We start from the raw sequence: 17,692 nt of genomic DNA, 5'->3' as shown, positions 1-17,692 counted from the left end.
TCGCGCTAAGTATAAGGAATATCTGGAGCCCCGGGCGAGTAGATTGCGCAACATGCGAGCGTGATCCAGAGATTTCTTAAAGGGCAAAAGAATGCTCCATGTACATGCTTTGTCGCTTGGGTTACATTGTTGGCACTTTTTTCTGGCATAGCCCAAAACGCGCTGTCGTCAAGGGCGCGGCCTTTAACAGTCCGATCTGGAGTTAAAATGTCCTCACGTAAAGAGCTTGCTAATGCTATTCGTGCGCTGAGCATGGACGCAGTACAGAAAGCCAAATCCGGTCACCCGGGTGCCCCTATGGGTATGGCTGACATTGCCGAAGTCCTGTGGCGTGATTTCCTGAACCATAACCCGCAGAACCCATCTTGGGCTGACCGCGACCGCTTCGTGCTGTCCAACGGCCACGGCTCTATGCTGATCTACAGCCTGCTGCACCTCACGGGTTATGCGCTGCCAATCGAAGAGCTGAAGAACTTCCGTCAGCTGCACTCCAAAACCCCAGGTCACCCGGAAGTGGGTTATACCGCGGGCGTTGAGACCACAACCGGTCCACTGGGTCAGGGTATTGCGAATGCGGTCGGTATGGCGATTGCAGAGAAAACGCTGGCGGCGCAGTTCAACCGTCCAGGTCACGATATCGTTGATCACTTCACCTACGCTTTCATGGGCGACGGCTGCATGATGGAAGGCATTTCTCACGAAGTGTGCTCCCTGGCCGGTACTCTGAAACTGGGTAAACTGGTTGCGTTCTACGATGACAACGGCATCTCCATTGATGGTCACGTTGAAGGCTGGTTCACTGACGACACCGCAAAACGTTTCGAAGCCTACGGCTGGCACGTTGTGCGTGGCGTTGACGGCCACGATGCAGACGCGATTAAACGTGCAGTAGAAGAAGCGCGTGCCGTGACTGACAAACCATCCCTGCTGATGTGCAAAACCATCATCGGTTTCGGTTCTCCAAACAAAGCGGGTACTCACGATTCCCACGGCGCACCGCTGGGCGACGCAGAAATTGCACTGACCCGCGAACAGCTGGGCTGGAAATACGCGCCATTTGAAATTCCGTCTGAGATTTACGCTCAGTGGGATGCCAAAGAAGCAGGCCAGGCGAAAGAGTCCGTCTGGAATGAGAAATTCGCAGCTTACGCAAAAGCCTTCCCGCAGGAAGCGGCAGAATTCACCCGTCGTATGAAAGGTGACATGCCGGAAGATTTCGACGCGAAAGCGAAAGAGATCATCGCCAAGCTGCAAGCTAACCCGGCTAAAATTGCCAGCCGTAAAGCGTCTCAGAATGCGATCGAAGCTTTCGGTCCACTGCTGCCAGAATTCCTCGGCGGCTCTGCTGACCTGGCACCGTCTAACCTGACGATCTGGTCTGGTTCTAAAGCGATCAACGAAGATAGCGCCGGTAACTACATCCATTACGGTGTGCGTGAATTCGGTATGACCGCCATTGCGAACGGTATCTCTCTGCACGGTGGTTTCCTGCCGTACACCTCTACCTTCCTGATGTTCGTAGAATATGCGCGTAATGCCGTGCGTATGGCTGCGCTGATGAAACAGCGTCAGGTAATGGTCTATACCCATGACTCTATCGGTCTGGGCGAAGATGGCCCGACTCACCAGCCGGTTGAGCAGGTGGCTTCTCTGCGCGTGACCCCGAACATGTCCACATGGCGTCCATGTGACCAGGTTGAGTCTGCGGTAGCGTGGAAATATGGTGTTGAGCGTCAGGACGGTCCAACCGCGCTGATTCTCTCTCGTCAGAACCTGGCACAGCAGGATCGTACCGAAGAGCAGCTGGCTAACATCGCTCGCGGTGGTTACGTGCTGAAAGACTGCGCAGGTCAGCCACAGCTGATTATCATCGCAACCGGTTCTGAAGTTGAGCTGGCGGTAGCTGCGTGGGATCAACTGTCTGCTGAAGGCGTGAAAGCGCGCGTGGTCTCCATGCCGTCTACCGACGCGTTCGACAAACAGGATGCGGCTTACCGTGAATCCGTACTGCCGAAAGCCGTTTCTGCGCGCGTGGCTGTGGAAGCCGGTATCGCTGACTACTGGTTCAAATACGTGGGCCTGAACGGCGCCATCGTCGGTATGACCACCTTCGGCGAATCTGCACCAGCAGAACTGCTGTTCGAAGAGTTTGGCTTCACCGTTGAGAACGTAGTCGCGAAAGCGAAAGAACTGCTGTAATTGCGTAAACGCCCGGCGGCGAGAGTCTTGCCGGGCGCTATAAAAAACCAGGTGGGTAGCAATACCGCCTGGTTTTTTTTATGGGGAAAAACTGCCGAAGGAAGAGAGTAGCCGTTAATTTGCGCACTGAGGGTCCAAACGTGGCGCCTGTACTTTGCGATAGTCGCATAGTGGACCTGACGCCACGGATGACGACCAGGGCGAATATGTTTGCGCCGGAGTGGAATAATTCCGCGGTAAATGGCTGAAGAAATGTGACGCAAGTCAGATAAATGGCGAATCCCTCCGGGCGAACGTTCCTTTTATTCCCCGTTTCGCTTATTCTTGCTGAAGCGTTTCAGTCGATTAAATGTTCGACAATTGACCAATCAGTCGCAGTTTGTGACAGGCAAGGATTCCCCTCTGAGCGTAGCTGGATTACTCTTTCAGCCACCTCAATCTCAGGGATAGCCTTGCAGGAGACCTATGACCGTACGCGTAGCGATTAATGGCTTTGGTCGCATCGGACGTAACGTGGTTCGTGCATTATATGAATCAGGACGTCGGGCGGAAATCACCGTAGTGGCTGTCAATGAACTGGCAGACGCGGCGGGTATGGCGCATTTGTTGAAATACGATACCAGCCATGGGCGCTTTGCCTGGGATGTACGCCAGGAAAGAGAGCAACTGTTCGTCGGCGATGATGTGATTCGCGTCCTGCATGAGCGCAGTATTGACGCGCTGCCGTGGCGTGAATTGGGTGTGGATGTGGTGCTGGATTGTACCGGCGTGTACGGCAATCGCGAACACGGCGAGGCGCATCTGGCAGCAGGCGCGAAGAAAGTCCTGTTTTCCCATCCCGGTGGTCACGATCTCGATGCAACCGTCGTCTACGGCGTGAACCATCTCGAGCTGCAAGCCGAACACCGTATTGTCTCTAATGCCTCCTGCACCACAAACTGCATTATTCCGGTCATCAAACTGCTAGACGATGCGTATGGCATCGAATCGGGCACAGTAACCACGATTCACTCCGCCATGCACGATCAGCAGGTTATCGACGCGTATCACCCGGACTTGCGTCGCACACGTGCGGCGAGCCAGTCAATCATTCCGGTGGATACGAAACTGGCGGCCGGAATTACCCGCATTTTTCCGCAGTTTAACGACCGTTTTGAAGCCATTGCGGTTCGCGTGCCGACCATAAATGTCACCGCGATTGACCTCAGTGTCACGGTTAAAAAACCGGTAAAAGCCAGTGAAGTCAACCTGTTGCTGCAAAAAGCGGCACAGGGTGCATTTCATGGTATAGTTGACTATACGGAATTACCGTTGGTCTCAGTAGATTTTAACCACGATCCGCACAGTGCCATTGTCGATGGTACACAGACGCGGGTCAGCGGTGCTCACCTCATCAAAACGCTGGTGTGGTGCGATAATGAATGGGGCTTTGCTAACAGGATGCTCGACACCACGTTAGCCATGGCCGCACAAGGTTTCAGGTAGGGCGCAAAGTGCGCATGCAAAACTTTAAGAATCAACGAGAGGATTCACCATGTCTGTAATTAAGATGACCGATCTGGATCTGGCAGGTAAACGCGTTTTCATCCGTGCCGATCTGAACGTACCTGTTAAAGATGGCAAAGTGACCAGCGATGCGCGTATTCGTGCTTCTCTGCCAACCATCGAACTGGCACTGAAACAGGGTGCGAAAGTGATGGTAACCTCTCACCTGGGTCGTCCGACCGAAGGCGAGTACAACGAAGAATTCTCTCTGCTGCCGGTTGTTAATTACCTGAAAGACAAACTGTCCAGCCCGGTACGTCTGGTTAAAGACTACCTGGACGGCGTTGAAGTGGCTGCAGGTGAACTGGTTGTTCTGGAAAACGTTCGCTTTAACAAAGGCGAGAAGAAAGACGACGAAGCACTGTCCAAAAAATACGCTGCACTGTGCGACGTCTTCGTGATGGATGCATTCGGTACGGCTCACCGTGCTCAGGCTTCTACCCACGGTATCGGTAAATTCGCAGACGTAGCTTGCGCAGGTCCACTGCTGGCTGACGAACTGGAAGCACTGGGTAAAGCACTGAAAGAACCCGCACGTCCAATGGTTGCTATCGTTGGTGGTTCTAAAGTGTCTACCAAACTGACCGTTCTGGATTCCCTGTCTAAAATCGCTGACCAGCTGATCGTTGGCGGTGGTATCGCGAACACCTTCGTTGCCGCTCAAGGCCACAACGTGGGTAAATCCCTGTATGAAGCAGACCTGGTTGACGAAGCTAAACGCCTTCTGACCACTTGCGATATCCCTGTCCCAACTGACGTGCGCGTAGCAACTGAGTTCTCTGAAACAGCGACCGCGACGCTGAAGTCTGTTAACGACATCAAAGATGAAGAGCAGATTCTGGACCTGGGCGACGTGTCTGCACAGAAACTGGCTGACATCCTGAAAAACGCGAAAACCATTCTGTGGAATGGCCCGGTTGGCGTGTTCGAATTCCCTAACTTCCGTAAAGGGACTGAAATCGTGGCTAACGCAATCGCAGACAGCGAAGCGTTCTCCATCGCAGGCGGCGGCGACACCCTGGCGGCAATCGACCTGTTCGGTATTTCCGACAAAATTTCCTACATCTCCACTGGTGGCGGCGCATTCCTCGAATTCGTGGAAGGCAAAGTTCTGCCAGCAGTAGCAATGCTCGAAGAGCGCGCTAAGAAGTAAGCCATTCATGGGCAGGGAAACCTGCCCAAATTTCAGCGTGCTTTTTAGAGCTCGCACCTTTTCTAACGGCCGAAGATACAGGACTACGTAACATGTCTAAAATTTTTGATTTCGTAAAACCTGGCGTGATCACTGGTGATGACGTTCAGAAAGTGTTCCAGGTAGCAAAAGAAAACAACTTTGCTCTGCCGGCAGTTAACTGCGTGGGTACCGACTCCATTAACGCCGTACTGGAAACCGCTGCAAAAGTTAAAGCTCCGGTTATCGTACAGTTCTCTAACGGCGGCGCAGCGTTCATCGCGGGTAAAGGCGTTAAAACTGATGTTCCTCAGGGCGCAGCAATCCTGGGCGCTATCTCTGGTGCGCACCACGTACACCAGATGGCTGAGCACTATGGTGTTCCAGTTATCCTGCACACCGACCACTGCGCGAAGAAACTGCTGCCATGGATCGACGGTCTGCTGGACGCGGGTGAAAAACACTTCGCAGCGACCGGTAAGCCACTGTTCTCTTCTCACATGATCGACCTGTCTGAAGAGTCACTGCACGAAAACATCGAAATCTGCTCCAAATACCTGGCGCGCATGTCCAAAATGGGCATGACCCTGGAAATCGAACTGGGTTGCACCGGCGGTGAAGAAGACGGCGTGGACAACAGCCACATGGACGCTTCTGCACTGTACACCCAGCCAGAAGATGTTGATTACGCGTACACCGAGCTGAGCAAAATCAGCCCACGTTTCACTATCGCGGCATCTTTCGGTAACGTACACGGCGTTTACAAGCCAGGTAACGTGGTTCTGACTCCAACTATCCTGCGCGATTCTCAGGAATATGTTTCTAAGAAACACAACCTGCCGCACAACAGCCTGAACTTCGTCTTCCACGGCGGTTCCGGTTCTTCTGCTCAGGAAATCAAAGACTCCGTAAGCTACGGTGTAGTGAAAATGAACATCGATACCGATACCCAATGGGCGACCTGGGACGGCATCCTGCAGTACTACAAAACCAACGAAGCTTACCTGCAAGGCCAGCTGGGTAACCCGAAAGGCGAAGACCAGCCGAACAAGAAATACTACGATCCACGTGTATGGCTGCGTGCTGCCCAGACTTCTATGATTACCCGTCTGGAGCAGGCATTCAAAGAACTGAACGCGGTTGACGTTCTGTAATTTGAGTTGCTGAAAAGCGTTAAAAAGGTCCGCATTTGCGGGCCTTTTTTTATGCCTTTTCAACGGGCTGCCACGGCCTATTGTGTGATCTGTTTGGCATAATCAGCACTTTTTGTTTACCCTTTACTGACCTGCCTGTCTCCCAGTGAGATGGATTTTTTGTCTGGATTAGCAAAAGGAAGAATGAATGGATGATCTCGGTGTAGTAGATGGCATCAACAACGCGGGCACCTGGCTGGTGCGCAACCAGGCGCTACTGCTGAGTTATGCGGTGAATATCGTGGCGGCGATTGCGATTATTATCGTCGGGATGATCGTGGCACGCGTGGTGTCCAATGCGATCAACCGCGTGATGCGCGCGCGTCAGATTGATGCCACGGTGGCAGATTTCCTCTCCGCGCTGGTGCGCTACGGCCTGATTGCCTTTACGCTGATTGCTGCGCTTGGGCGCGTCGGTGTACAGACGGCCTCCGTCATCGCGGTACTCGGTGCTGCGGGTCTGGCTATCGGTCTGGCCCTGCAGGGTTCACTGTCGAACCTCGCCGCAGGCGTGCTGCTGGTGACTTTCCGCCCGTTCCGCTCCGGTGAATACGTCGATTTAGGCGGCATTGCCGGGACCGTGCTGCAGGTGCAGATTTTCTCCACCACCCTGCGCACCGTTGATGGCCGTATCGTTGTGGTGCCGAACGGTAAAATCATCGCCGGAAACATCATTAACTTTTCCCGCGAACCGGTACGTCGCAACGAACTGTTGATCAGCGTGGCGTATGATTCCGATATCGATAAGGTGAAAGCGCTGCTGACGAATATCATTGAGTCGGATGTTCGTATCATCCAGGACCGCGAGAGAACTGTTCGTCTGAACGAACTCGGTGCTTCGTCGATCAATTTCGTGGTACGCATCTGGAGCAAAAGCAGCGATTTGCAGGAAGTTTACTGGGACGTGCTGGAGCGCATTAAGCGTGAATTTGACGCTAACGGTATTAGCTTCCCGTATCCGCAGATGGACGTGAACTTCAAGCGCGTGAAAGAACACGCGAGCGAATAAATCCGTTCTGACAAACAACGCCCGCGCGTGAATACCGGCGGGCGTTTTTTTATCTCAGTGTCTGGTCAATAATGCTGCTGGCACCCTGCATCAACAGTCCCGCATCACTGATTCCTTTGTTTTCCTGCTGAGTGACCCATTCGGCCTGAACCTGCTGGTACCCGGTGGCGGTTTGCCAGGCTTTCAGCTCATCGTTTGTCAGATAATGAATGGTCGCGCCTTCTCGTTTCATCGCGTTGGTCATCTCGGCCAGATTAGCCTCTTGCGCTGCGCCAAGACGTTTTTGCGTAGCGGCGGCCGCACGTCTGATGGCACCGCGATCCTTGACGTCGAGGCTGTCCCACACCGCTTTATTCATCACCAGCAGATATACGTGTCCGAGCCACAGGGAAGGAGAAAGCTGAATATAAGGTGCGGCCCGCTCGGCGTGAATATCGTGCCCGCTGTCGAGGTTAACCATCAGGCCGTCAAGCTGCCCGTCCTTCAGCGCTTCGGTAATGTGCTCATTCCACGGCATATTCACCGGAACGCCACCCGCGTTACGTAAAAATGACTGATGCCAGAAACTGGCCGTTCGCCATTTGCTTGCGTTCAACTGATCGAGTTTCACATTGGGTTGGGTGGTGAAAAAACCTACCGGATACCCGAGGAAAAACTGCAGGTTTATCACGTTATTTTTTTCAAGCTCGTTCCCGAACTGGCGATAATCCTTGAAGATGCGCTGAAAGGCGGCAGCCTGGGCATTACCGCTGGCAGGCCCAAGAGGGAAGCTTTTAAATATCTGGTGCCGTGGAAGGAGGTCGGGCGTGTATTCGGGGACGACAGTGCCCATATCCGCAACACCGCCCTGGCTGATGGTCGTTAGTGCGTTATAGCTGGTGGACAGCTCGCCGTTCCAGTGGGCGTCGATTTTCAGGCGACCGAGGGATTCCGTCTCAATCGCTCTAAAAAAAGTCTCTTTTATGAGCCGGGTACGCATGTTTCCGTACGGTTCGTGATCGGTATAGCGTAAGGTAGTGGTCGCGCTGGCGGTGGCAGCCCACAAGCAGGTAAACACCCAGGCGGCGCAGTAAAGTAAAGCCTTCGCGTTATGCTTCATATCCATTCCTTTGGTACGGTTGCTGATACCTTCAGCATACGCTAAATCCGGAGTTAAAACGTTTGTCAGAATCTCAATACGGCATCATTAGGGTAGCTAATTAGGGATTAATATTATCAATTTCCTCTAATGAAGATCTCGCAGTATAGTCTGCCGTAACGACAATCGTGTAAGAGTATTTCCCCATGTTATCTTATTACTTTCAAGGCCTTGCGCTAGGCGCAGCCATGATTTTACCGCTCGGTCCCCAAAATGCGTTCGTCATGAACCAGGGGATCCGTCGCCAGTATCACCTGATGATCGCCATGCTCTGCGCCGTCAGCGATTTGCTGCTCATTTGCGCCGGGATTTTTGGCGGCAGCGCGCTACTGATGCAATCGCCGTGGCTGCTGGCGCTGGTGACCTGGGGTGGCGTAGCGTTCCTGCTGTGGTACGGTTTTGGCGCTCTGAAAACCGCCATGAGCAGTAACCTGGAACTTGCCAGCGCCGAAGTGATGAAGCAGGGACGCTGGAAGATCATCGCCACCATGCTGGCGGTGACCTGGCTTAATCCACACGTTTATCTGGATACCTTCGTGGTGCTCGGCAGCCTGGGCGGTCAGCTGGATGTCGAACCTAAACGCTGGTTCGCGCTGGGAACCGTGAGCGCTTCCTTCCTGTGGTTTTTTGGTCTGGCGATACTTGCCGCCTGGCTTGCCCCGCGCTTACGCACCGCCAAAGCGCAGCGCATCATTAATATTCTCGTCGGCGTGGTGATGTGGTTTATCGCGTTCCAGCTGGCGAAAGAGGGCATTAGTCACGTACAGGTATTGTTCAACTAAGCGTTGTCTTATGGACAACTGAAGCAGACGCGCTAAGCTTGCTGGCATGCGCCCTTAGGTGGGCACTTCGCAACATGGAGGAATAACAGTGAAGTTTAAAGTGATGGCCCTGGCGGCATTAGTCAGTTTTGGTGCAGTATCGGTACAGGCAAACGAATTGCCAAATGGACCGCACATTGTCACTTCCGGTACAGCAAGCGTGGACGCTGCTCCCGATGTTGCAACCCTTGCGATTGAAGTGAACGTGGCGGCAAAAGATGCTGCGTCAGCCAAGAAACAGGCCGACGATCGCGTTGCGCAATATCTCTCTTTCCTTGAGCAGAACGGCGTTGCTAAGAAAGACATTAACTCCGCGAATCTCCGCACCCAGCCAGATTACGACTATCAGAATGGTAAAAGCATTCTGAAAGGCTATCGCGCCGTGCGTACGGTGGAAGTGACTGTACGTCAGCTCGATAAGCTGAACTCGCTGCTGGATGGCGCGCTGAAAGCGGGTCTGAACGAAATCCGTTCCGTGTCGCTGGGCGTTGCGCAACCGGAGAAATACAAAGACGAAGCGCGCAAAGCGGCGATTGACGACGCGGTACGTCAGGCAGAGCAGCTGGCTTCTGGCTTCAAATCGAAGCTCGGCCCGGTGTATAGCGTGCGTTACCACGTCTCTAACTACCAGCCAAGCCCGATGGTTCGCATGATGAAGGCCGATGCCGCACCGGTTTCCGCACAGGAAACTTACGAGCAGCCGACCATTCAGTTCGACGATCAGGTGGATGTGGTCTTCCAGCTGGAACCGGCACAGGGTCAGCAGCAACAGCAGGCGCCTGCGCAGTAATCAATGACAAAAAAGCCGGGGTAACCCGGCTTTTTTATTAATCCTGTCTCAACACCTTATGCCCGTAGGCCAGCAGTGCATCGGTGACGTTGCGCATCATGCGGCTCTCCGGCGCAAAACGGTGCCAGTACAACATCCGACGCTGATACAGCCCCGGCGTTAAGTCGATAAGTTCACCGCTCTTCAACTCTTTCTCAATCTGCAAATGCGGGATCATACAGCAGGTCGTCCCCTGACGGGCCAACTGCACGAAGGCTTCAGACGAATTCACGATATGACAGGGCACGCTGCCCGGCGGCAGATCGAAGTTCTGCTGCAAGAACGCCTGATGCATATCGTCGAGATGATCGAAGGCCACGGCAGGGGCTTTCAGCAGCGCGGCACGGGTGACGCCATTCGGGAAATAACGCTCAGCAAACTCTTTTGAGCCGACAAAAAGATAGTCCAGCGCGCCGAGCTGATCGACCAGGCAGCTTGGCAACGCCTGCGGCTGGATACTGACCGCACCCACCACTTCGCCACGACGCAGCCGCTCCTGAGTACGGGTTTCATCTTCCACCTGCAGATTGAGGCGGATAGGCGAATCAGCCAGCACCGAGGAGAGGGCGGGCAGCAGCCAGGTGGCCAGACTGTCGGCGTTCACCGCCAGCGAGAGCAGCAGCGGTGTGGAACCGGTCTGTTCATCGCCGAGCCACTCCTCTTCCAGCAGCTCAACCTGACGCAGCAGGGCCAACAGCTTCTGCCCTTGTTCCGTCGGGCGTGGCGGAACGGTACGCACCAGCAGCGGTTGTCCGAACATATTCTCAAGCTGTTTGATTCGCTGTGATACGGCGGATTGAGTGATGCACAGCTTCTGCGCTGCGCGCTCAAAACCTCGTTCACGAATGACGGCATCAAGCGCCTGTAGTGTTCTGTAGTCCGGACGTTTCATTGCGGGGCAGTACTCCTGAATTTTGCTGATTCTGCACTATGACACAAATTTACCTTTGTGACAGACCAATTCCGACCACATCGGATCTGTCAGGGCTTTGCTCGGTAATGTGATACCGGTCACAGGGACATTCCCTGCCTGCCTGTTCTATAATACGCCCTGAGTTTTCACACCACAGGCAAAAAGATCATGACGCAGGATGAACTGAAAAAAGCAGTAGGATGGGCCGCTCTCCAGTACGTACAACCCGGTACCATTGTCGGTGTCGGTACTGGCTCGACCGCCGCACATTTTATTGATGCGCTCGGCACGATGAAAGGGCAGATCGAGGGCGCGGTATCCAGCTCCGATGCTTCCACGGAAAAGCTGAAAAGTCTCGGCATTACGGTCTTCGATCTTAACGAAGTCGATCGTCTGGGGATTTACGTTGATGGCGCTGATGAGATCAACGGCCATATGCAGATGATCAAAGGCGGCGGTGCAGCCCTGACGCGTGAAAAGATCATCGCTTCCGTCGCGGATAAATTCATCTGTATCGCGGATGCGTCTAAGCAGGTGGATATTCTCGGTAACTTCCCGCTGCCGGTTGAAGTCATTCCGATGGCGCGCAGCGCGGTGGCGCGTCAGCTGGTGAAATTGGGCGGTCGTCCGGAATATCGCCAGGGCGTGGTGACTGACAACGGTAACGTCATCCTCGACGTTCACGGTATGGAGATCATGGACGCCGTGGCGATGGAAAATGCCATTAACGCCATCCCAGGCGTCGTGACGGTAGGGCTATTCGCCAACCGTGGCGCGGATGTGGCGCTGATTGGCACCGCTGACGGCGTGAAAACCATCGTAAAATGATCTGACGGGGGGAGCCTTCCCCCCGCTAAATATTTTTCAAAAGCGAAATTCGGTGACTTGTGTCACGTTTTTTGACCTGTTCTGACGATCCTGCCGCTTTCCTGATTATCCACAGCATTTTCCTCTGACATTTCGCCCTGGATGACTTTTCTTCAGAGTGACGACGCAAACGTTCATATTGCTGCAATAGTTTTTTTTGATATGTTGGCGGGAGCGGATTTAAATCCAGCACAACATCAGTTCAGACAAAACAGGGTCGGGTAAATGGCAAAGGTATCACTGGAAAAAGACAAGATTAAGTTTCTGCTCGTCGAAGGGGTGCATCAGAAAGCACTCGATAACCTTCGTGCAGCAGGGTACACCAACATCGAATTCCACAAAGGCGCGCTGGATACTGAGCAGCTGAAAGAATCCATCCGTGATGCCCATTTCATTGGCCTGCGATCCCGTACTCACCTGACTGAAGAGGTTATTGCCTGCGCTGAGAAGCTGGTGGCTATCGGCTGCTTCTGTATCGGTACTAATCAGGTTGATCTGAATGCGGCAGCCAAACGCGGCGTGCCGGTCTTTAACGCACCTTTCTCCAACACCCGTTCCGTGGCGGAGTTAGTGATTGGCGAGCTGTTGCTCCTGCTGCGCGGTATTCCGGAGGCAAACGCCAAAGCCCACCGCGGTGTGTGGAACAAGCTGGCGTCCGGCTCGTTCGAAGCGCGCGGTAAAAAGCTGGGGATTATCGGCTACGGCCATATCGGGACGCAGCTGGGAATTCTGGCCGAATCTCTCGGCATGAATGTCTTCTTCTACGATATCGAAAACAAACTGCCACTGGGTAACGCGACCCAGGTGCAGCATCTTTCCGATCTGCTGAACATGAGCGATGTGGTGAGCCTGCACGTGCCGGAAAACGCCTCCACCAAAAATATGATGGGTGCGGAAGAGCTGGCGCTGATGAAACCGGGCGCACTGCTGATCAATGCCGCTCGCGGTACGGTAGTGGATATTCCTGCCCTGTGCGATGCCCTGAAGCGCAAGCATCTGGCGGGCGCGGCTATCGACGTCTTCCCGACAGAACCGGCCACCAACAGCGATCCGTTTACCTCTCCGCTGTGTGAATTCGACAACGTGATCCTGACGCCGCACATTGGCGGTTCGACTCAGGAAGCGCAGGAAAATATCGGTCTGGAAGTGGCGGGTAAACTGAGCAAGTATTCCGATAACGGTTCTACGCTGTCTGCGGTGAACTTCCCGGAAGTGTCTCTGCCGCTGCACGGTGGTCGCCGTCTGCTGCATATCCACGAAAACCGTCCAGGCGTGCTGACCGCGATTAACCAGATTTTTGCCGAGCAGAGCGTCAACATCGCCGCGCAGTATCTGCAAACTAACTCGCAGATGGGCTATGTGGTTATTGATATCGAAGCAGATGAAGATGTGGCGGAGAAAGCGCTGCTGAGCATGAAGGCGATTCCGGGCACGATTCGCGCGCGTCTGTTGTACTAATCTGCGGTTTGCTGTGTCGGGTGGCGCTGACGCCTTACCCGACCTCTCAGGCGAATCCAAATCGTAAGCCGGGTAAGGCGTAGCCGCCACCCGGCTTTATTGTTTACCTCACCACTCCCACACTTTCGACGGCGTCACCACTGCGGGCAGCGGAATATCCCATTTCTCCACCGGCAACGCTTTCACGCCCTGACAATCATGGGCATAGCCCACCGGCTGCAAACCATACAGCTGCCAGTTTTGCAGCGTGCGATCGTAAAATCCTCCGCCCATTCCGAGACGCTGACCGCTTTCATCAAAAGCCACCAGCGGCGTGATCAGCACGTCCAGTTCGCTTAAGGGGAGGACATCGCGCACGTCGAGTTTGGGTTCGCTAATTTTCAGACGGTTCACCACCAGTTCGCTGTGCGGATGGTAGTGCAAAAAGAGCAGATTGCCCGGACTGAACGGGTGCAGCACCGGCAGATAGACCTTTTTCCCGGCGCGCCAGAGTTGTTCGATCAGCGGTTGGGTATCCAGCTCGCCGTCAAACGACAGAAACAGGGCGACGGTATGGGCCATAACCACAGGGGGATACGCCATCATACGGGCTGCAGCGAGCTGGGCGAAATGCGTTTGTTGTTCGGGCGAAAGCGCTCGACGATGTTTGCGGATTAACTGACGGATGTCTTGTCGGGAAGCAGGGACTTCAGGAAATTGAGTCATGATGCTTGAAGGTAGTAAAGAAGGGGAATCTCCGAGATGCCGCCGCAGGCTGTAACCCTTGAACCCTTGGTTCAAGGTGAATGTGTCGTCATAGTCTTAAGGCTTCTCGGACGAACCGAGCATGCTCACCGACCATGGAGCGCCACATTCTTGTGGTATGAAATATCGGCTCAGGGGACTGGCCCGCTTGCGAACATCTCAGAGAAATTTTGTCTTCACAGTCACTCTACCATAGTCAACTGCAAAGTGTTATTCAAACTTTTGCACCGGCCTTTCGGGGGTGCGACCCTGATCAAGCAGCGCTTGTTCAATGGTCTGTTGGAGCATTTTAATCCGTTGCTCCATGCTCGCCGCGTAGTCGCGGGTCTTCGCTTTTTCCTGAGTTAATTCATAGCTGATGTTCAACGCGGCGATGAAAACCAGCTGCTCAGTATTTGTGACTCTAGTGCGTTCTTTTAGATCTTGCAACCGCTGATTCAAATCATCCGCAGCCTGATTCAAAGCATCCCTTTGTTCAGGCGGACAATTCACTCGCAGCGAACGGCCAAAAATTTGGAGATCGACGGGTTGTGCAGACATGCCACCTTCCTGCTGATTGACTGCGCGACCTTCGCACATGGCCCGGGGGCTGCGAAGGGGCGACACTATAGCTACCCTGATATGAAGATACAAGCCCTTTTCTGGTATCTCCAGGGTCCAAAGTGGTAGCATATCATGAATATTCCTCCAACGATGACGAATGCGCATGTCTATACAGAACGAAATGCCTGGTTACAACGAAGTAAGCCAGTTACTTAACCAGCAGGGCGTGGGTTTGACCCCTGCTGAAATGCACGGTCTGATCAGTGGCATGCTGTGCGGCGGAAACAGCGACAGCTCATGGCAGCCGCTGCTTCATGACCTGACGAACGAAGGTCTGGCCTTTGGTCACGAGCTTGCTGAAGCCCTGCGCAAAATGCACTCGGCGACCAGTGATTCTCTGGAGGACGATGGCTTCCTTTTTCAGCTTTATCTGCCTGATGGCGACGACGTTAGCGTCTTCGATCGCGCCGATGCGCTGGCAGGCTGGGTAAACCACTATCTGCTGGGTCTGGGCGTTACGCAGCCTAAGCTCGATAAAGTTACCGGCGAAGCGGGTGAAGCGATCGACGATCTGCGCAACATCGCGCAGCTGGGCTACGACGAAGACGAAGATCAGGAAGAGCTGGAAATGTCCGTCGAAGAGATTATCGAGTACGTACGCGTCGCGGCGCTGCTGTGCCACGACACCTTTACGCGCTCACAGCCGACCGCACTGGAAGTCCGCAAACCGACCTTACATTAAAAAAAGAACGCACAGGAGGGTGTCATGACTCAACAGGAGTTTCTTCGCCGCCGCCAGGCGCTTTTAGCCCATATGCAGCCGGGCAGCGCGGCACTGATTTTTGCCGCACCGGAAGCCACACGCAGCAATGACAGCGAATATCCCTATCGCCAGAGCAGCGATTTCTGGTACTTCACCGGCTTTAATGAGCCTGAAGCGGTACTGGTGCTGATTAAGAGCGATGACACCCACAACCACAGCGTTCTCTTTAACCGCGTTCGCGATCTGACTGCCGAAATCTGGTTTGGCCGCCGCTTAGGGCAAGACGCCGCACCAGAGAAACTCGGCGTGGAACGCGCGCTGGCTTTCAGCGAAATCAACGAGCAGCTCTATCAATTGCTCAACGGTCTGGACGTGGTGTATCACGCTCAGGGCGAATACGCTTACGCCGATGAACTGGTGTTTGCGGCGCTGGATAAACTGCGTAAAGGCTCTCGTCAGAATTTATCGGCACCCGCGTCCCTGACGGACTGGCGCCCAATCGTTCATGAAATGCGGCTGTTTAAATCGCCGGAAGAGCTGGATGTGATGCGCCGCGCGGGCGAAATCAGCGCGCAGGCCCATACCCGCGCCATGGAAAAGTGCCGTCCGGGAATGTTCGAGTATCAGCTCGAAGGCGAAATTCTTCATGAATTCAACCGCCACGGGGCGCGCTTCCCGTCCTACAACACGATTGTGGGCGGCGGGGAAAATGGCTGCATCCTGCACTACACCGAAAACGAAAGCGAACTGCGTGACGGCGATCTGGTGCTGATCGACGCCGGGTGTGAATATCGCGGTTATGCCGGTGACATCACCCGCACCTTCCCGGTGAACGGCAAATTTAGCCCGGCGCAGCGCGCTGTTTACGACATCGTGCTGGAATCGCTGGAAACCGCGTTAACGCTGTTCCGTCCGGGAACCTCCATTCAGGACGTGACTGGCTCGGTGATCCGCATCATGGTGAACGGGCTGGTGAATCTGGGCATCCTCAAGGGTGACGTGGAAGAGTTGATTGCCGACAACGCCCATCGCGCGTTCTTTATGCATGGCCTGAGCCACTGGCTGGGGCTGGATGTCCACGATGTCGGCGGCTACGGTCCGGATCGTTCGCGCACCCTTGAGCCGGGGATGGTGTTAACCGTTGAACCGGGCCTGTATATCGCGCCCGATGCGGATGTCCCTGCCGAGTATCGCGGGATTGGTATTCGTATTGAAGATGACATCGTGATCACCGGAAACGGTAACGAAAACCTCACGGCTTCCGTGGTCAAAAAGGCCGATGAGATCGAAGCTCTGATGGCGGCGGCGCGCGTATGAGCGTGATCATTGTGGGCGGTGGCATGACGGGCGCGACGCTCGCGCTGGCCATCTCACAGCTGACGCACGGCCAGCTCCCCGTTCACCTGGTTGAAGCCGTTGCGCCGCAGACGGCGCAGCATCCAGGCTTTGATGCCCGCGCCATTGCGCTGGCGCAGGGGACCTGTCAGCACCTGTCACGCCTGGGTATCTGGCAGGCGATTGCCGAGTGCGCGACGTCGATCAATACCGTTCACGTCAGCGATCGCGGCCACGCCGGTTTTGTTACGCTCGATGCCCAGGATTACCACATTAATGCCCTCGGGCAGGTGGTCGAACTGCACGACGTGGGGCAGCGCCTGTTCCGCTTATTGCAGGATGCGCCTGGCGTGACGCTGCACTGCCCGGCGCGTGTCGCAAGCTTCACCCGCAGTGACGCAGGGGTGAGTGTGACGCTGGATAATGGCAACGTGCTGGATGGCAAACTGCTGGTGGCCGCAGACGGCTCCCGTTCTGCGCTTGCCACCCAATGCGGTATCGAATGGCAGCAGCAGCCTTACGGTCAGGCGGCGGTGATCGCTAACGTTTCCACCGCTGTGCCTCATCAGGGCCGCGCCTTTGAACGTTTTACCGAGCACGGCCCACTGGCGATGCTGCCCATGTCGGCTGGCCGCAGTTCGCTGGTCTGGTGCCACGCATTGGATGTTATGGATGACGTGATGGCCTGGTCAGATGCGCGTTTTTGCGATGAACTGCAAAAAGCCTTTGGCTGGCGTTTAGGGCGAATCACCCACGCCGGGAAACGCGCCGCCTATCCGCTGGCATTAACCACCGCGTCGCGCTCCGTGTCTCATCGTGTGGCGTTAGTCGGGAATGCGGCGCAAACCCTGCATCCGATTGCCGGGCAGGGGTTTAACTTAGGATTACGCGATGTCATGAGCCTGGCGGAGACGCTGGCGCAGGCATGGCAGGATCGCGACGATTGCGGTGCTTACTCCGTGCTTTGTCAGTATCAGAAACGCCGTCAGGCAGATAAAGAGGCGACCATCGGTGTGACCGATGGCCTGGTGCATCTGTTCGCGAATCGCTGGGCGCCGCTGGTAGCCGGGCGCAACGCGGGCTTGATGGCGATGGAACTATTCATTCCGGCACGCGACGTGCTGGCGCAGCGAACTCTCGGTTGGGTCGCTCGTTAAGGAGTTA

Annotated in this window: 16 protein-coding genes and 1 other RNA gene; 12 read left to right on the top strand and 5 right to left on the bottom strand. The window is 54.8% G+C overall.

Annotation, left to right across the window (positions count from 1 at the left end; all coding sequences use genetic code 11):
* The first annotated feature begins 207 nt into the window (after window positions 1-207).
* The 5 genes from tkt (at window position 208) to mscS (ending at window position 7,117) form a co-directional block, all read left to right on the top strand.
* Complete coding sequence (tkt, locus tag C0560_RS17080; protein ID WP_248859131.1) at window positions 208-2,199, top strand: transketolase; 1,992 nt, start codon at window positions 208-210, stop codon at window positions 2,197-2,199.
* Window positions 2,200-2,664: 465 nt separating this feature from the next.
* A complete protein-coding gene (gene epd, locus C0560_RS17075; protein WP_102104708.1) occupies window positions 2,665-3,684 on the top strand; it encodes an erythrose-4-phosphate dehydrogenase in 1,020 nt (339 codons plus the stop codon).
* A gap of 49 nt (window positions 3,685-3,733) precedes the next feature.
* Window positions 3,734-4,897: a phosphoglycerate kinase gene (pgk, locus tag C0560_RS17070; RefSeq protein WP_100779013.1), complete on the top strand. Its 1,164-nt coding sequence runs from the start codon at window positions 3,734-3,736 to the stop codon at window positions 4,895-4,897.
* Window positions 4,898-4,989: 92 nt separating this feature from the next.
* On the top strand, window positions 4,990-6,069 hold the full coding sequence (gene fbaA, locus C0560_RS17065; RefSeq protein WP_100779014.1) for a class II fructose-bisphosphate aldolase: 1,080 nt from the start codon (window positions 4,990-4,992) through the stop codon (window positions 6,067-6,069).
* A 187-nt stretch (window positions 6,070-6,256) separates the two neighbouring features.
* On the top strand, window positions 6,257-7,117 hold the full coding sequence (gene mscS / locus C0560_RS17060) for a small-conductance mechanosensitive channel MscS (RefSeq protein ID WP_100779015.1): 861 nt from the start codon (window positions 6,257-6,259) through the stop codon (window positions 7,115-7,117).
* A 49-nt stretch (window positions 7,118-7,166) separates the two neighbouring features.
* Here mscS and dctP read toward each other — a convergent pair whose 3' ends face one another.
* Window positions 7,167-8,216 (bottom strand): TRAP transporter substrate-binding protein DctP, encoded by a 1,050-nt coding sequence (gene dctP, locus C0560_RS17055; RefSeq protein WP_248859130.1) that lies wholly within the window; start codon window positions 8,214-8,216, stop codon window positions 7,167-7,169.
* A 185-nt stretch (window positions 8,217-8,401) separates the two neighbouring features.
* Between dctP and argO the strand changes: the two genes are divergently transcribed.
* Window positions 8,402-9,037, top strand: coding sequence for an arginine exporter ArgO (gene argO / locus C0560_RS17050; protein WP_100779017.1), 636 nt, complete (start codon window positions 8,402-8,404; stop codon window positions 9,035-9,037).
* Window positions 9,038-9,125: 88 nt separating this feature from the next.
* Window positions 9,126-9,866, top strand: coding sequence for an oxidative stress defense protein (locus C0560_RS17045; RefSeq protein WP_100779018.1), 741 nt, complete (start codon window positions 9,126-9,128; stop codon window positions 9,864-9,866).
* Window positions 9,867-9,903: 37 nt separating this feature from the next.
* On the opposite strand, the gene argP is transcribed toward C0560_RS17045, so the two are convergent.
* Window positions 9,904-10,797 carry a DNA-binding transcriptional regulator ArgP gene (gene argP / locus C0560_RS17040; protein WP_100779019.1) on the bottom strand — a complete coding sequence of 298 codons (894 nt, stop codon included), beginning with the start codon at window positions 10,795-10,797 and terminating at the stop codon, window positions 9,904-9,906.
* Window positions 10,798-10,986: 189 nt separating this feature from the next.
* On the opposite strand from argP, the gene rpiA reads away from it, so the two are divergent.
* Together rpiA and serA are read left to right on the top strand one after the other, a co-directional pair.
* The gene (rpiA, locus tag C0560_RS17035) at window positions 10,987-11,646 is read left to right on the top strand and encodes a ribose-5-phosphate isomerase RpiA (protein ID WP_100779020.1); all 660 of its coding nucleotides are present in this window, start codon (window positions 10,987-10,989) and stop codon (window positions 11,644-11,646) included.
* A gap of 264 nt (window positions 11,647-11,910) precedes the next feature.
* Entirely contained in the window at window positions 11,911-13,143 is a 1,233-nt protein-coding gene (serA, locus tag C0560_RS17030; RefSeq protein WP_100779021.1) for a phosphoglycerate dehydrogenase, read from the top strand.
* 108 nt (window positions 13,144-13,251) lie between these two features.
* Here serA and C0560_RS17025 read toward each other — a convergent pair whose 3' ends face one another.
* The 3 genes from C0560_RS17025 to zapA all read right to left on the bottom strand — a co-directional run bounded on the left by C0560_RS17025 (window position 13,252) and on the right by zapA (window position 14,427).
* Window positions 13,252-13,848 (bottom strand): 5-formyltetrahydrofolate cyclo-ligase, encoded by a 597-nt coding sequence (locus C0560_RS17025; protein ID WP_181826819.1) that lies wholly within the window; start codon window positions 13,846-13,848, stop codon window positions 13,252-13,254.
* Window positions 13,849-13,872: 24 nt separating this feature from the next.
* A non-coding RNA gene (ssrS, locus tag C0560_RS17020) (6S RNA) lies at window positions 13,873-14,056 on the bottom strand.
* A gap of 41 nt (window positions 14,057-14,097) precedes the next feature.
* Window positions 14,098-14,427, bottom strand: a complete 330-nt coding sequence (gene zapA / locus C0560_RS17015; RefSeq protein WP_100779023.1) for a cell division protein ZapA — start codon at window positions 14,425-14,427, stop codon at window positions 14,098-14,100.
* A gap of 166 nt (window positions 14,428-14,593) precedes the next feature.
* On the opposite strand from zapA, the gene C0560_RS17010 reads away from it, so the two are divergent.
* Genes C0560_RS17010 through ubiH form a run of 3 tightly spaced genes read left to right on the top strand, consistent with a single transcriptional unit; the run spans window position 14,594 to window position 17,685 of the window.
* Window positions 14,594-15,172 (top strand): YecA family protein, encoded by a 579-nt coding sequence (locus C0560_RS17010; protein WP_248859129.1) that lies wholly within the window; start codon window positions 14,594-14,596, stop codon window positions 15,170-15,172.
* A 24-nt stretch (window positions 15,173-15,196) separates the two neighbouring features.
* Entirely contained in the window at window positions 15,197-16,510 is a 1,314-nt protein-coding gene (gene pepP, locus C0560_RS17005; protein WP_248859127.1) for a Xaa-Pro aminopeptidase, read from the top strand.
* On the top strand, window positions 16,507-17,685 hold the full coding sequence (gene ubiH / locus C0560_RS17000; RefSeq protein WP_248859125.1) for a 2-octaprenyl-6-methoxyphenyl hydroxylase: 1,179 nt from the start codon (window positions 16,507-16,509) through the stop codon (window positions 17,683-17,685). The genes pepP and ubiH overlap by 4 nt, the downstream gene beginning before the upstream one ends.
* The last annotated feature ends 7 nt before the right edge of the window (window positions 17,686-17,692 follow it).

Source organism: Lelliottia sp. AC1, assembly GCF_023278595.1.
In the GTDB taxonomy this organism is placed as follows: Bacteria; Pseudomonadota; Gammaproteobacteria; order Enterobacterales; family Enterobacteriaceae; genus Enterobacter; species Enterobacter nimipressuralis.
Note: the sequence above shows the minus strand (reverse complement) of the source record. Positions and strands in the feature narration are given on the sequence as shown.